Raw genomic sequence first — 13976 nt, forward strand, 5'->3', positions numbered from 1 at the left:
TTTTGTTTGTGAGCGATGTTTATTCGCTCTTGTCTTCCTGTGCTTCCACCGACTTGCCATAAGCATCCAGCGCAACCCCGAAATCGGTGATGAACTGCGGTTCGCTCAGCCAGGCCTGGGCCTCTTCGATGGTTACGCCTTCGGACCACATGCGGTAGTCGATCAGCATGTCGGCGGCCAGGTGAGTGGCGGCCATGCCTTCGTTGTCGGCGTTTTCCATGTCCAGCAACTCTGGATGGTCAACGATGACGAACGCCAGTTCGCGCAGCAGGGTCAGCAGCATCTCGTTGCGGCTGATGGCTTCGGCGTCGCGCATTTTGCTGAACATCGCCAGGGTGTATTCCGGGATCGGCTCGGCGAGGTGGTCGAGGTCTTCGTCCTGCTCCAGCGGCTTGCGGCCGACCATACGGATTTGCTTGGCTTTGGCCTTGGCGCGTTTGGCGCGTTTCTGTTGCTTGTTCAGGGATGCCATGGGAACTCAGTTCTTCTGTTGGGTTTGCGCGGCGATCGCGTCGGACGCCGCTACATAGTCGGCCTGGAAGGCCGGGGATTCGATCCACGCCAGCGCGCCGGCTTCGTCGGTTTCCTGCGACCACTGGCGATACTCGATCAGTGCGGCGAGGATGAAATCCATCGCGCCTTCTTCGCCTTCCTGTTCGTAGACCAGCTCCAGCAGCGGGTCTTCGAGGAATGCGCTGCACAGCGCTTGCTGGCTGATCTTCTCGGCGTCGATCATTTTCTTGAACAGCTCGGTCAGGTCCACCGATTCGAAGTCGATGCGGTCGTCGTTCGGGTCCAGTTCGACCGGCGTTTCAGCGCGTTTGGTGCGGTTTTGCTTGGCCTTGGCTTTGGCCCGGGTGGCGCGTTTCTGCTGCTTGTTGGCGGAGGCCATGATGTGTTCCGTCGTGCGTTGAGAGGGCTCAGCTGCGCGGGACTTGCCGCCCGGGTGTATCGGGGGCCAGTGCGCCGGTTTGCAGCCAGGTCAGAGCGATGGGCCATAGTGTGGCTTGGTATGCGCTGCGAAAAAAGGCGAAATGTCCGACTTGTTGTTCGCCGATGTCCTGCGGTTCGATGCGCAGGTGGGTTTTTGTCGCGTTGCTGAAGTAGCCGAGCAGGCGTTCGATGGCTGGAATGGTGCCGTAGGGATCGTCGCTGATGCTGATGGCCAGAGTCTGCGCGCGGACATTGGCGAAGGGCAGGGCGCCGGTCTTTTTCATCAGCGCGCGACCACTTGGGCGCTGTTCGTAACGCGCGGCAGGCGTGCTCCAGTCGCGTACAACGCCGGTCGGCGTATCTTCCAGCCAGCCGAGTCGCTTGCCGGGGAAGAAGCCGCAGAACAGCGTCAGCAACGGCATCACCACATGCCATTTACCGAACATGCGCCAGCGATGTTCGGGCGCGTAATCGCGCCAGTAGGCGAACTGCGCACCGACGGTGACCAGCCGTCGGATAACCCGCCCGGATTCGCCCAGACCTGCCGCGCAACCGCCGAAGCTGTGGCCGACCACATCAATCGGCTGACCGGGAAACTCTCGTTGCGCGCGTTTGAGCATCGCTTCGAAATCCAGTGCGCCCCAATCTGTCCACGAGGCGTTCAAGCCTTTGATCGACGCGGATCGTGATTCGCCGATGCCGCGGTAGTCGTAGGTCATCACGTCGAAATCGTTGGCGAACAGATAAGCCGCGAAACGCGAGTAGTGGCGGCAACGTACCGACGTGGCGGCGCTGATGATCACTACCGGGCGTTGGCTATCAGGCAAGAACTGACGCCAGGTGAAACCGCCAAGTGCAAAACCGTCGGCGGCAGCTTCTTTGAAAGGCTCACCTTGCTCAGCAGGCAAGGTTGGCGACCTTGACTGCATGCCTTGCCTTGCGGGCGTGTCCTGACAGCTCATGACGCTCGACCTTGAAGAGTAAGCTGACAACGATAGTCTCAGCGCCGCCCGGCAACAATGCGCAAGTTTTACTCGGTGGATTGAGTGAGCCTGCGCTCTTCGATCAACGCCTGCTCGCGATTGAGCTCCGCGCGTAACTCGTCTTCACTCGGCAGGATCGTCTTGTAACTGCTGGCAAACAGTTGCTCATTGCCCTTGAGCATTGAGTAGCGCGCCACCGAGTCGTTGCTCTCGGCAGACAGAATAATCCCGACTGTCGGCTTGTCGCCCTCGCTGCGCATGAGTTCGTCGTACATGCGCACATACATGTCCATCTGCCCGACATCGCGGGCGCTGAGCTTGCCGCGTTTGAGATCAATGATCACAAAGCATTTGAGCAGGTAGTTGTAGAACACCAGATCGATATACAGATCGACGCCGTCGGTACTGATGCGTTGTTGGCGGGCGACAAAGGAAAAGCCTTTGCCCAGCTCAAGCAGAAAGCCCTGCAGATGGTCGATCAGAGCTTGTTCGAGACCGCTTTCCCTGACCTTGCCTGCCGAGGGCAGACCGAGAAATTCGAGCATGACGGGGTCGCGAATGAATTCACGCGGGTTGCATTTCAGCGCTTCGATGTTGGTGGTGGCTTCTTCGATCACATCGGCTTTGTCGCGACTCATGAGAAGCCGCTCGTAGTAGAGCGTGAGGATCTGGCGGTCGAGGGCGCGGCTTGACCAGTTCAGATTGGCGCATTCGTCCATGTACCAGTGGCGGGCTTTTTCATTGGTCACGCCCAAAAGCCGACGATAGTGGGTCCAACTCAATTCGGAACGCACTGCGTTCCAAATTGGAAACAACTGATAAAAGCTGCGCATGTATCGCAGATTACGATCGTCAAATCCTTTACCAAACTGCGCCGTCAGATTCTTCGCCAACAACGCCAGTAACTGTTTTCCATACCCCGCACGCTGAGCTCCCTCTTGTTCAAACTCGACAATATGCCTGCCGATCTGCCAGCAGGTCTGCACTTGAATCGTGTCCACCGCACGCAGCACTTTTTGCCGCGCCTGGCGAATCAGTTCGCCCAGCTCCCCCAGCAACGAATCGATTTTCGGGTCTTGCGTGTCAGCAGGTTTTAGCGGGCTCATCGGCTCTTCCACATCGTTGGATACAGGCGTCAAAGCATGCCAAGAGTCGCCGCGTGGGTATGTCGGGCGAGCCGGTTAAATGGGACGGAAGAAGGGATTGATGTTGCAGGACGTTGCCGCTGAAAGATGCGTCAGAGAGTCATGGTCTGTAGTCCATTTCGTACACGCGCCAAGTTCCAAACAATCTAAAACCCGCCCCGATACGCAAAATCTAAAAGGAGTAATGGTTGGGTTCTACAAGAACCCGGGAGTCGTGATCATGAAACGCGTTCTTTCATTCATGCTGCCCATCGCCGCCGTCGCCGCATTGCTGTTCCCGGTGATGTTGCAGGCAGCCAGTCTTGAACCCATCGACAGTGCCGGGGTGCAAGTTCAGCAGCAACAACAGAACGGCATCGCTTATCTAGCCGGCGGGATTGGTGAGGATGAGGCGAAGGCCATTCAACAAACCGGCGGTTACAACCTGCACATGACGTTCGCTGTGGGCGCACAAGACGAGTACACCGCTGATGTTGATGTGATGATTCAAAAGTCGCCAGGGCAAACCATATTGACGCTCAACCAGACGGGCCCGTTGGTATACGTGCAACTACCACCCGGCAAGTACACGGTGGTAGCCACGCGCAAAGGCGAAACGCGGCATGATGTGACCGACGTTGGCAGCGGCACGGCGCGCAATCTGGTGTTCCACTGGAATGACGCTGGATAGCGATGGATGTGATTGCAAAGTCGAGGCGCAGGTACAATCCCGCGCCTCCTGTTTTGTGATGTAAGGAAGCGCTGGTTTGAAAGGGATTTTGCGTGCTGTTTGTGTCATCGGCCTGGTATCGCAGTTGACCGGCTGTGGAACGTTTATCGGGCGTTTGAATGACGGTTTGTCCGATGCCCAGTACTACCGAGGGGTTGATGGCAACCTTCACCTGCTGGGTGTGCGTGGTGGTGGTAGCGATGGCATGCCGGCGGCGATCGTCTGTTACATGATGATTGTCTGCCCGGTCATCACCGTCGTATCTCTGCCAGTGGATGCCGCGCTGGATACGGTTCTGCTGCCGATCGATTACATCAATACGCTTTAGGTTTTCTTTGCGCGGCGCTTGCTCTTTGGCGTGTGCACGGGCTCTTGAGCCTTGCGATAGATCCACACGCCGAACACACCCACTGCCAGCAGAAACACTGTGCCAACGCTCTGCCAGACAAACTCGAACCAGAACTGCTGCGGTTGCTGGGCCAGGGTGTAAGTGCTGCGCGGGCCGCGGTTATTGGTGGTGATAGAGCCGCTGATCCAGCTGTCGACCAGCATCCAGATCGACAACCCGATGGCTAAAGTGATCAGCAGAGCAACGAGAACAGTCAGCCAGTAAGTCACACGACTTGGGCGATAGGGCGGCGGGTGGGGCAGGGGGATGCGGGTTTTCCTTTGATTCATGACGCTTGGGACCTGTTTCCGGTATTGATGAACTGCGCTATCTCGCTCGCCAATTCCGCTGCGCGCGGCGGGTTTTCCCTGAGCCACGTTGATACAGCGTGGTCGCACCCCGGCAGTACGATTTTTCTGAACTGATGGGGATCCAGACTCTTTTCAATGGCCTCGATGACCTCATAGGGAATGGCGCTATTGATCACGCGCGCGCCCATTTGCTGCGTCCCGGCAGACGTACCGGGAATCCCGCCAAACGCGTTTGATCGAAGGCCATCGTATTCGCCGATCACCAGCAAGACCTTCCCGTCGAACGTACGCAGGAAATCCAGCGATGGCGAATCGAGAAAACCGTGAGGCACCGAAATGGCGTTTTTAAAGGGTGATCCAAACGGTTGCTGCCAGGCTGCCTCCGCATACAGGGCGGGACAGAACAGCACGATGCGCCTGACTGAAGCGCGATGCGCTTGCGCCACCTTGAGCGCCAGTGCACCGCCCAGACTGTGACCGATCACCGTGCTGAGTTCGCCGCCAAGATGACCGGCAAACTGCAAAGCCTCCTGAAGGTTGTGCGTCAGTGAAGTGTCTTCAAGGGCAACGTCGGTGTCGGGACCGTGGCCGGAAAGATTGAAGCTCAGGCTGGCTATTCCCTGCGCCTGCAAGGGATACAGGATGGCGTTGAGTCGCGAATAGTCAGAGCGGGCGCCGTGAATGGCCAGCACCTTTGGCGTTGACGCTTCTGCGGCGGAGCCGGCCAATACGCGACCCTCCAGTTGGTAGCCGGCGAAGGTTTGCGCAAAGAAAAACTCAGGGCCGGTTGGCGCCTCGTCGAACTGCAATCGAGACTGAGGTCGAGACGCGCCGGTCAGCGCCAACCGATTGATCACAGGGCCGCCAGGGTGTGCAGGACTGCAACACGCAATGGATTGGTCTCCACGCTCAACAGTTTGATCGCCAAGGCGCAGCAGACCACGATCAACATGGGTTTGATCAAGCGTGGGCCGACCCGGACCGCCGCTCTTGCGCCCAGTTGTGCGCCGAGGAAAGCTGCCAGCGCCATGGCAATCGCGATCGGCCAGATGATCACGCCTTTGGTGATGAAGACTGACAGCGAACCCAGGTTGCACGACGCGTTGGCCAGTTTGGTGAAGCTCATGGCCCGCATCATGCCAAGCCCGCAAAGCAGCACGAAACCAACGATGAAGAATGAACCTACACCCGGACCGAAGATACCGTCGTAGAAGCCCAGGATCGGTGCCACGGTGAACGAGAACAGCAGAATGCCGATTCGTTTGCGTCGATCCTCATTGGCCAGTTTCGGCGAGAGCGCGAAGTAGATCGCCACCAGAATAAGCATCACGGGCACGCACACTTCCAGATAGCGCTTATCAATTGAACTGACCAACAGTGCCCCGCTGGCGCCCCCCAGGAATGCGCAGATAACCAGAAAGCGCCCCTCCCGCCATTCAATCATGCCCTTGCGGGCAAAAGTGACCGTGGCCGAAATAGTCGCCGACGCGGCCTGAAACTTGTTTGTAGCAATCGCACTGATCGGGTCGACGCCGGCCAGAAACAAGGCAGGCAAAGTAATCAAACCGCCACCCCCGGCAATCGCATCAAAAAAACCGGCGCAAAAAGCCACGAGCGCCAACATGCCAATTACATCCCAAGCCATTACATTTTCCCTTTTATAGTTATTGGCCAGGCATTTACATGACTGGCCATTCAACAGCTTTGCGTGCAGTGAGTTTCAGCCCTGTATCAGCAGCGGATCGTCTGAAATGACAATTGGGGACGAGAACTTCGACAGGCCGAAGATGCGCACCAATACACGTCGATTGTCTTTGATGACATCGCGACAATGCAGGGCCCGGACGTTATTGATCACCATGGCCGACTCTTGCGTCAGTGTGTATTGAACCGGTGTTGCTTTACCCACGCTTTGGCAAAGTGCGGAATAAGCCTCTTTGACAAAGTCCGAGGCGTTGTCGTTGACGGAAAAACGGTACGAGTTGAATCGCGCGGCGAATCCGACGTTGTCATCGAACTCCAGAATCGAAACATTACGACCGTCTTCGCCCTTGCCGTTGACGAAAGAGTCGCTGCGGGTGAACTGGAAGCTACCCGTTGTGAGTGCGAGGCATCCGGTGACGCCGATTTCGTCCAGCAGGGGCGGCAACGGAATCACCGAGGTGGGCTCCAGGCCTGGATTCCACAGCGCCGACAGGATCAACGACGATGGCGAGGGCGAATGCCCGTCTTGCGCGTTCACAGCGCACCAGTACGGCGCTTCGGTGTGCGGGCCGAGGGCGAGACCGGAATGGGAGCTGAGTTCTTTGATTTCCGGTTCGTCATTGATTTTGGTCAGTCCACCGCCCTTGAAGTTGGCGACGAGACGGACCAGTTTGCCTTCGTTGTCCATGTCGTAGGCAAAGGAGCTGTTATCCACCAGTTTCAACAGAATTTGATTACGTGCCGCCAGACACAGTACGTCGTGACGATTCTCCAGAGCGGCCAGGTCGGGCAGTTCATCCGGAGGGCTGGTGTCGGTGACTTTTTGCATCCCCTCAAAAATCAGCAGGGAAACCAGGCCGTCGGAATAAGCGCCAAGCAGTTCGCATTGATCCTTGGAAAACGAAAACTTCAACTCAGTCGCTGCCAGCGAGGCTTTGGACTTTGCGCCTGCGGCTTGTGGCCCGCCCATGGCTGCCAGTTCTTCAGAGAAGGTGTGCAGCAGCGTTGCTTGTTGCGTATCAAAACTGAAAGTTCTGACTTCCTGTTCAACTAAAGACTCAACGGTTTTATAAGTGTGTTGTAGGACTTCGGTCATTGTTTACATCCCTGTCGTATCGGCTCCCTTTGTATTTTTTTGTGGGAGCTGTTGGCTGTTTCGATGATGCAATGCGTGCCGAGCGCACGCACAGATCCGGACGTGGGCGAGTTGATACAGGTTTGATTTTTTCGCGAGGGCACAGGGCGCTGTGACGCGACAGTTCAAACAAGTGTTGAATGCCGGGTCAGTGTTTGCTGTCGCTTGCCTGACAGTTGAAACAACAGCAGATGACCTGCGCTGAGGTCTTGTCCTCCATGACAACTTTCTGAGGGGGCTTGGTTCTGCGAGCGATCCTGCTCGCAGACGCAACTCTCCTGCTGCCAGCAATAACCTCAGTAGGTTCCGAGGGTTCCGGGGCGCGGAGTGCGTTATTTGAGTAATGCGTTAAATGCCGGTCATCAGGACTGAAGTACGCGGCGATTATTTTCGACAGTCAGCAATGACCTGCCGTAAAAAGCTGACGGAGCCTAACATCAAAATAATGGCCAGCAAAAGCACTGGGAGAGGGGTGAGGTGTGGCTTAGCAAATCGCAGGCATAAAAAAACCCTGAATCTTGCGATTCAGGGTTTTCGGTATGTGGTGCCCAGAGACGGAATCGAACCGCCGACACGGGGATTTTCAATCCCCTGCTCTACCGACTGAGCTATCTGGGCAACGGGGCGCATTAAAAGGGTTTTTCGGATTTACGTCAACGACTTTTTTAAAATTTCTTAAATTAATTCCGTCGCTTACGATCCGACCCCCGATTTTGCGGGGTTTACTCTGCAGGCGGAACGTAGCCTTCGGCCTTGGCGTATTCCTCGCCGGAGAAGTACTTGTCCATTTCGCCCTGAAGATATTTGCGGTCTTCGGCGTTCATCATGTTCAGACGCTTTTCGTTGATCAGCAGGGTCTGGTGTTTCTGCCAGTCAGCCCAGGCCTTGGCCGAGACGTGGTCAAAAATATCCTGACCTTTGGCGCCCGGGAAAGGGGCGCGTTCCAGCGCGGGCAATTCTTCTTTGTACTTGCGGCACATTACGGTGCGGGTCATGGCGACTCTCCTGCATTCAAGACGGCGGCCGCGCGTTCGAGCAAGGTTTTGACCGGGGCGGCGAGGCCCAGGCGCGGCGGGGTGGCGAGGTTATACCAGAGCCAGTCGGCCTCGGCCACGTGATGGGCGGCCTCCTGTACCTGAACCAGCCAGGGTTCGATGGACAGCTGGAAATGGCTGAAGGTGTGGACAAGGCTTGGCAGCGCCTGCTGCTCGCCCATGGTCAGCGAGTGCTGAGCGGCGAGATGTTGCAGATCGTCGAGGTCATCGAGTTCCGGCAGGCTCCACAGGCCGCCCCACAAACCGCTCGAAGGGCGACGATAAAGCAGAATTGCACCTTCGCCGTTGGCGAGCATCGGCATCAGCGTGCGCTTCTGCGGGATGGTTTTGCGCGGCTTGGGAATCGGGTAGCGGGTCTCGAGGCCGAGCATGTGCGCTTCGCAACCACGCTCCAGCGGGCACAGCAGGCAACTCGGCTTGCTGCGCGTGCAGAGTGTGGCGCCGAGATCCATCATCGCCTGGGTGTAGGCGTTGACCCGATCGTGCGGCGTAAAGCGCTCAGCGTTGGCCCACAGCTGTTTGGCGACCTTCGGCTCGCCGGGATAACCCTCTTGCGCAGTAAAGCGCGCCAGCACGCGTTTGACGTTGCCGTCGAGAATCGGCGCGCGCAGGCCCATGCTGATGCTCGCAATGGCGCCAGCGGTGGACAGGCCAATGCCTGGCAGATCGGTGAGCTTTTCGACGTCACGCGGAAACTCGCCGCCGTACTGGCTGACGATGATCTTCGCGGTCTTCTGCAAATTGCGCGCTCGGGTGTAATAACCGAGGCCGGTCCACAGGTGCAGCACTTCGTCTTCCGGCGCTTCGGCCAGCGCTTCAACCGTCGGCAGCGCGGCCATGAAGCGGTCGAAGTAATTGAGCACGGTGCTGACCTGGGTTTGCTGCAACATGATCTCTGACACCCACACCCGATACGGGTTGATGTCTTGCTGCCAAGGCAAATCGTGGCGGCCGTGGCGGTCGAACCAATCCAGCACCGCCGTGGAAAACTGCTCCGCTCTCATCGCTTGAACAGCCCCTTCAATGCGTTTTTCAGTTCCGGGCTGACTTTGTCACCCAGTTTTTCGTCGATCTTTTCACTGAGCTTGTCGCCGGCCAGTTTGGTCGCGACCTGACCGAGGCGATCATTGTCGACGCGGCAAGCCTTGGCGCCCAATTCCAGTGGGCCACGGCAGCGCAGCGGCCATTCGACACCGACGAATTTTTCGCCGACCTGACACGCTGGATCCGGCATGGCGCTGGTGTCGCCTTCGACGATGATGCCGACGCGATAGTCCATGCCGAGCACGCGCAGGTCGATGTCGCCATCACCGTTGACGGTCATGCCGGGGATGCGCACTTTCAGGTCCGGATTGCTGGCGACGCCGTTGCGGAAGGTCAGGTTGCCCTTGAGTTCCTGGAATGGCGTGTCTTTGCCGCGTGGCTCGCCGCTGAGGGTTTTGCGGTTGAGCGTGGCGATACCTTTGCACAGTTGCTGCTCAAGGTTGGCGTTGAGCAGCACGCCGTTGTTGATCACGAAACTGGCGTTGCCGTTGAGCGTATCGATCAATGCCTGCTGACTATTGCCGCTGCCGGTCACGTTGCTGGTGAGGGTCACCAGACCTTTGACGGGCGGGTTCTTGCCTTGGCTTTCGAGGATTTTTTCTACAGGCACGCGATTGAGTCTGGTCTGCAGATTCAGTACTGGTGCGCTTGGGCGTACATCGAGGGTGCCGTTGGCTGCAAAGCCGCCGTTGTACAGTTCACCGCTCAGGTTGGTCAGGGTCAGCAGGCCACCCTGGCCGGTGGCTTTCAGTGCGGCGTTTTCAATCGGCAATTTGTCGAGGGTCAACTGGCCGAAGGTCAGGTCGGCGTCTACGTCGAGTTTGGCCAGGCGTTCAACCGGCAACAGACGCTCAGTGCTCCAGGCGGTTTTGCTCGGTTTGTCCGGCAACGGTGTGGAACCGGCACCGGCCATGGCATCGGCCTCGGTGCTGGCGACTTCGGCCTGACGCACTTGTGTGGCGCTGTTGGCTTGCGCCGATTTCGGCGGCAGGTAGCGGTCGACGTTGAACGTGTCAGCCTTGAGCACGGCGCGCAGCGATTGCTTGGCGAAGTCTTCGACAGCGATGCGGCCGCTGAAGCTGCTGTCGTCGAGTTTCAGGTTGATGTTGTCGAAGGCGACGCTGCTTGGCGTGGCCGCCACGCGGCTGACCAGTTCGACCTTGCTCAGACTGCCTTCGGCCATGGCCGGGAGTTTCTGACCGATGCTGTCGACGAACTTCGCCAGATCGAACTGGGCGATGGAGATACCGCCGGTGATCTGCGGAGTCTTGTCGAGGTCGTTGGCTTTCAGTTCGCCCAGCGCGCGCAACTGGTTGGCGGAAATCTTGATGCCGGTCCATTCGGCGACGTTCGCGGCTTTATCCAGTAACAATTGACCTTGGGCAGCGAAGGTCATGGTCTTGCCTTGCAGCGGATCGCCAGCCAGTTCGCCAGAGAGCTTCATATCCTCGAACTTGTAGCGTTGCAGAGCGCGCTCGATGCGCAACTCGCCGGTGAGTTCGGTGCGCACGCGCAGAACCGGCTGGTTGGTGCCGAGGAAGGCGGTGGCTTTCACCGGAATATTGGTCGAGTCGTGAACCGGACCGGTGCTCAGCTGGATACTCTCGGCACTGAACTGCTTGCCGGTCTTCTCGTCGTTGTACTCAACGCGGGCGTTGTTGACGGTCAGGCTATCGATGTCGAGGCGGATCGGCTGCGGTGGCTTTTCCACCGCAACAGGGGTTTCGCTGGCCGGTTGGCCTGCAGTAGCGGCTGGCGGCGTTGCTCCGGCCGGGGCCGGCACCTTGCCGATGTCTTCCCAGTTGCCGTGGCCGTCCTTGTCGCGGTTGAGGCGCAGGTTCAGGCCTTCGACGCGCACATCGCTCATCTGCACTTCGCGGCGCAGCAGCGGCAGCACCCGCACTGACAGACCGAGCATCTGCAAATCGGCAAACGGTTCGGCAGGTTTGACCAGGGTGGCGACGCTGGCCTCGTGCAATTCCAGGCCAAGCCACGGGAACAGGCTCCAGCCGATATCGCCATTGAGCGTCAGCTCGATGTGGGCCTTGTCACGGGCTATCTGGCGGATCTCGTCTTTGTAATCGTTGGGATCGAAGAGGTGGGTCAGGGCAAAACCTGCCGCCACAATGATCAGCAACAACCCGAGAAGTACCAGACCCAGGATTTTGCCGAACGCTTTCATGGGCGAGTCCTTGTAGTTAGTCGAATTCGTAATTTAGCCGGGGAGTATAGCGCTGCAATTGCCCGGTTCGTTGTGACGTCATGTTGCCAGGACGTCCAGCGGTATCTGCAACCTGGCGGCGAGTGCTTGCGCCTCGGGATGTTCCACAGGGGCCAGCAAGCGCAGTTCGGCCCCCGCTTGCGACGCCATTTTCTGCGCTTGGTTCACCAGTCTCTCGGCGACCCCACGGCGACGGGTAACTTTTCGCACGCATAAATGGGACAAGTACCAGACGTCTTGATGCCTTTGCAGAATGCCGGCGCCCAGCAAGCGGTCGTTGAAGCGGCCAGCGATAAAAGAACCGTCCGCGAGGGCACCTTCGATCAGGTCAGCCTCCGCAGAAAATGGCGCGAACAGCCATTCTGGCGCATCGCGATAAATCTTCTGCAAATCCTGCTGATCCTGATAACTGGCGTCTTTCAGGGCTTGGACAATGATCGGCATGGCGCTTTCCTGAGTGGTACGAGAACAGATGACATAAAAAAGGTGATATCAGTTTGGTTTTTCTGTCACGTGCAAATGGTAACCTTCGCCCGTTCGTCCGTCCTTCTGCGACTTAACGTCGCGCCTTCAAGGAGCTTCACCCAAAAAAACGGTCATGCCTGCGTGCATAAAGGCCGGGGGTGAACAGTGGCTGGCGAACCATACTAATAATTGGGGGATACACAATGAGCACGAGCATCACGGCGGACGGCTTCAAAGCCGATCAGCCCGCGTTCCTGTCCAAGGAACGCATCATCGCCAAGCCCGGTTTCAACCGTTGGCTGGTTCCACCGGCCGCTCTGGCCATCCACCTGTGCATCGGCATGGCCTACGGCTTCTCGGTGTTCTGGTTGCCGCTGTCCAAGGCGCTGGGCGTTACCGCTCCGGTGGCTTGCGCACCGGACATGAGCTTCATCGCACAAGTGTTCTCGTCGCAATGCGACTGGCCGATCTCCATGCTCGGCTGGATCTACACGCTGTTCTTCATCTTCCTCGGCTGCTCGGCAGCGATCTGGGGTGGCTGGCTGGAACACGCAGGGCCACGCAAGGCTGGTGTGGTATCGGCACTGTGCTGGTGTGGCGGTCTGCTGATCTCGGCGCTGGGTATTTATACCCACCAGATCTGGCTGATGTGGATCGGTTCCGGCGTGATCGGTGGTATCGGTCTCGGCCTGGGCTATATCTCACCGGTCTCGACCCTGATCAAGTGGTTCCCGGACAAGCGCGGCATGGCCACCGGTATGGCAATCATGGGCTTCGGTGGCGGCGCGATGGTCGGTGCACCGTTGGCGACTGCGCTGATGAGCCACTTCGCTTCGCCGACCGGTGTCGGTGTCTGGCAAAGCTTTGTGGCCATGGCCGCGATCTACTTCGTGTTCATGATTGGTGGCGCTCTGGCTTACCGCGTGCCGCCAACCGGCTGGAAGCCTGAAGGCTGGACCGCTCCGGCGAAGAAAGCCTCGAACTCGATGATCACCCACCGTCACGTGCACGTGAATGTGGCGTGGAAAACCCCGCAATTCCGTCTGGTGTGGCTGGTGCTGTGCCTGAACGTATCGGCCGGTATCGGCATCCTCGGCATGGCTTCGCCACTGTTGCAGGAAGTGTTCGGCGGCAAACTGCTGGGTGTTGATGTGCCGTTTGGCCAGCTCGATGCCGGCCAGTTGGCTTCGATCGCGGCGATTGCTGCCGGCTTCACCGGTCTGCTGAGCCTGTTCAACATCGGTGGTCGCTTCTTCTGGGCTTCGTTCTCGGACTACCTGGGTCGTAAAAACACCTACTTCGTATTCTTTGCGCTGGGTTTTGCCCTGTATGCGCTGATTCCGAACATGGGCCATCTGGGCAACGTTGCGCTGTTCGTGGCGGCGTTCTGCATCATTCTGTCGATGTACGGCGGTGGTTTTGCCACCGTTCCGGCGTATCTGGCCGACTTGTTCGGTACGCAGATGGTTGGTGCGATCCACGGTCGTCTGTTGACCGCCTGGGCGGCGGCTGGCGTGCTGGGTCCGGTATTGGTGAACTACCTGCGTGAATATCAGCTGAGCATCGGCGTTGAACGCGCTGCCGCTTACGACATCACCTTGTACATCCTCGCTGGCCTGCTGGTGCTGGGCTTCCTGTGCAACCTGATGGTGCGTCCGGTGGCCGACAAGTACTTCATGACCGACGCTGAGCTGGCGGCCGAACAGGCGCTGGGCCATGACAAGGGTGCTGATGCCAGCACGGTTCTGGAGTGGAAAGCCGCGCCGGGCAGCAAGCCGCTGGCAATCGCTGCGTGGTTGGTGGTGGGTATTCCGTTGGCGTGGGGTGTGTGGGTGACCCTGCAGAAGACGGCGGTACTGTTTCACTAAGTAAAAACGCAGTAC

The 13976-nt window shown here is 58.3% G+C and carries 15 protein-coding genes and 1 tRNA gene; 3 read left to right on the forward strand and 13 right to left on the reverse strand.

Translation table 11 applies throughout. From position 1 onward, the window contains the following. Positions 1-19 precede the first annotated feature (19 nt). The 4 genes from CKW38_RS23020 to CKW38_RS23035 all read right to left on the reverse strand — a co-directional run bounded on the left by CKW38_RS23020 (position 20) and on the right by CKW38_RS23035 (position 3022). Positions 20-472: a hypothetical protein gene (locus tag CKW38_RS23020; protein WP_007909169.1), complete on the reverse strand. Its 453-nt coding sequence runs from the start codon at positions 470-472 to the stop codon at positions 20-22. Positions 473-478: 6 nt separating this feature from the next. After that, the gene (locus CKW38_RS23025; RefSeq protein ID WP_007909170.1) at positions 479-892 is read right to left on the reverse strand and encodes a hypothetical protein; all 414 of its coding nucleotides are present in this window, start codon (positions 890-892) and stop codon (positions 479-481) included. 28 nt (positions 893-920) lie between these two features. After that, positions 921-1895 (reverse strand): alpha/beta fold hydrolase, encoded by a 975-nt coding sequence (locus tag CKW38_RS23030; RefSeq protein ID WP_095113958.1) that lies wholly within the window; start codon positions 1893-1895, stop codon positions 921-923. A gap of 68 nt (positions 1896-1963) precedes the next feature. After that, complete coding sequence (locus CKW38_RS23035; protein WP_007909172.1) at positions 1964-3022, reverse strand: YhcG family protein; 1059 nt, start codon at positions 3020-3022, stop codon at positions 1964-1966. Positions 3023-3281: 259 nt separating this feature from the next. On the opposite strand from CKW38_RS23035, the gene CKW38_RS23040 reads away from it, so the two are divergent. Then, entirely contained in the window at positions 3282-3731 is a 450-nt protein-coding gene (locus tag CKW38_RS23040) for a hypothetical protein (RefSeq protein WP_007909173.1), read from the forward strand. A gap of 76 nt (positions 3732-3807) precedes the next feature. Continuing rightward, positions 3808-4098, forward strand: coding sequence for a YceK/YidQ family lipoprotein (locus CKW38_RS23045; RefSeq protein ID WP_007909175.1), 291 nt, complete (start codon positions 3808-3810; stop codon positions 4096-4098). Here CKW38_RS23045 and CKW38_RS23050 read toward each other — a convergent pair. The 9 genes from CKW38_RS23050 to CKW38_RS23090 all read right to left on the reverse strand — a co-directional run bounded on the left by CKW38_RS23050 (position 4095) and on the right by CKW38_RS23090 (position 12072). Beyond that, positions 4095-4448: a hypothetical protein gene (locus CKW38_RS23050; RefSeq protein WP_007909177.1), complete on the reverse strand. Its 354-nt coding sequence runs from the start codon at positions 4446-4448 to the stop codon at positions 4095-4097. The genes CKW38_RS23045 and CKW38_RS23050 overlap by 4 nt on opposite strands. Next, positions 4445-5326, reverse strand: coding sequence for an alpha/beta hydrolase (locus CKW38_RS23055; RefSeq protein ID WP_095113959.1), 882 nt, complete (start codon positions 5324-5326; stop codon positions 4445-4447). Before CKW38_RS23055 ends, CKW38_RS23050 begins: the two co-directional genes overlap by 4 nt. Then, positions 5323-6114 carry a TSUP family transporter gene (locus CKW38_RS23060; RefSeq protein ID WP_007909181.1) on the reverse strand — a complete coding sequence of 264 codons (792 nt, stop codon included), beginning with the start codon at positions 6112-6114 and terminating at the stop codon, positions 5323-5325. Before CKW38_RS23060 ends, CKW38_RS23055 begins: the two co-directional genes overlap by 4 nt. A 75-nt stretch (positions 6115-6189) precedes the next feature. After that, positions 6190-7269 (reverse strand): hypothetical protein, encoded by a 1080-nt coding sequence (locus tag CKW38_RS23065; protein ID WP_095113960.1) that lies wholly within the window; start codon positions 7267-7269, stop codon positions 6190-6192. Between the two features lie 581 nt (positions 7270-7850). Further along, positions 7851-7926 (reverse strand) — tRNA-Phe (locus CKW38_RS23070). A gap of 104 nt (positions 7927-8030) precedes the next feature. Next, positions 8031-8303 carry an oxidative damage protection protein gene (locus tag CKW38_RS23075; protein ID WP_016772129.1) on the reverse strand — a complete coding sequence of 91 codons (273 nt, stop codon included), beginning with the start codon at positions 8301-8303 and terminating at the stop codon, positions 8031-8033. Continuing rightward, complete coding sequence (gene mutY, locus CKW38_RS23080; protein WP_095113961.1) at positions 8300-9367, reverse strand: A/G-specific adenine glycosylase; 1068 nt, start codon at positions 9365-9367, stop codon at positions 8300-8302. The genes CKW38_RS23075 and mutY overlap by 4 nt, the downstream gene beginning before the upstream one ends. Then, positions 9364-11589: an AsmA family protein gene (locus CKW38_RS23085; RefSeq protein WP_095113962.1), complete on the reverse strand. Its 2226-nt coding sequence runs from the start codon at positions 11587-11589 to the stop codon at positions 9364-9366. Before CKW38_RS23085 ends, mutY begins: the two co-directional genes overlap by 4 nt. A gap of 78 nt (positions 11590-11667) precedes the next feature. After that, positions 11668-12072 (reverse strand): acetyl-CoA sensor PanZ family protein, encoded by a 405-nt coding sequence (locus CKW38_RS23090; protein ID WP_095113963.1) that lies wholly within the window; start codon positions 12070-12072, stop codon positions 11668-11670. A gap of 224 nt (positions 12073-12296) precedes the next feature. On the opposite strand from CKW38_RS23090, the gene CKW38_RS23095 reads away from it, so the two are divergent. After that, positions 12297-13961 carry an OFA family MFS transporter gene (locus CKW38_RS23095; RefSeq protein WP_007909202.1) on the forward strand — a complete coding sequence of 555 codons (1665 nt, stop codon included), beginning with the start codon at positions 12297-12299 and terminating at the stop codon, positions 13959-13961. Positions 13962-13976: the final 15 nt, after the last annotated feature.

This window comes from Pseudomonas sp. Irchel 3H7 (assembly GCF_900187605.1).
In the GTDB taxonomy this organism is placed as follows: domain Bacteria; phylum Pseudomonadota; class Gammaproteobacteria; order Pseudomonadales; family Pseudomonadaceae; genus Aquipseudomonas.

Bases quoted from the DNA above. Each gene is read 5' to 3' on its own strand.
- CKW38_RS23020 (WP_007909169.1), bottom strand. From the start codon at position 472: ATGGCATCCCTGAACAAGCAACAGAAACGCGCCAAACGCGCCAAGGCC.
- CKW38_RS23025 (WP_007909170.1), bottom strand. From the start codon at position 892: ATGGCCTCCGCCAACAAGCAGCAGAAACGCGCCACCCGGGCCAAAGCC.
- CKW38_RS23030 (WP_095113958.1), bottom strand. From the start codon at position 1,895: ATGAGCTGTCAGGACACGCCCGCAAGGCAAGGCATGCAGTCAAGGTCG.
- CKW38_RS23035 (WP_007909172.1), bottom strand. From the start codon at position 3,022: ATGAGCCCGCTAAAACCTGCTGACACGCAAGACCCGAAAATCGATTCG.
- CKW38_RS23040 (WP_007909173.1), top strand. From the start codon at position 3,282: ATGAAACGCGTTCTTTCATTCATGCTGCCCATCGCCGCCGTCGCCGCA.
- CKW38_RS23050 (WP_007909177.1), bottom strand. From the start codon at position 4,448: ATGAATCAAAGGAAAACCCGCATCCCCCTGCCCCACCCGCCGCCCTAT.
- CKW38_RS23060 (WP_007909181.1), bottom strand. From the start codon at position 6,114: ATGGCTTGGGATGTAATTGGCATGTTGGCGCTCGTGGCTTTTTGCGCC.
- CKW38_RS23065 (WP_095113960.1), bottom strand. From the start codon at position 7,269: ATGACCGAAGTCCTACAACACACTTATAAAACCGTTGAGTCTTTAGTT.
- CKW38_RS23075 (WP_016772129.1), bottom strand. From the start codon at position 8,303: ATGACCCGCACCGTAATGTGCCGCAAGTACAAAGAAGAATTGCCCGCG.
- mutY (WP_095113961.1), bottom strand. From the start codon at position 9,367: ATGAGAGCGGAGCAGTTTTCCACGGCGGTGCTGGATTGGTTCGACCGC.
- CKW38_RS23085 (WP_095113962.1), bottom strand. From the start codon at position 11,589: ATGAAAGCGTTCGGCAAAATCCTGGGTCTGGTACTTCTCGGGTTGTTG.
- CKW38_RS23090 (WP_095113963.1), bottom strand. From the start codon at position 12,072: ATGCCGATCATTGTCCAAGCCCTGAAAGACGCCAGTTATCAGGATCAG.
- CKW38_RS23095 (WP_007909202.1), top strand. From the start codon at position 12,297: ATGAGCACGAGCATCACGGCGGACGGCTTCAAAGCCGATCAGCCCGCG.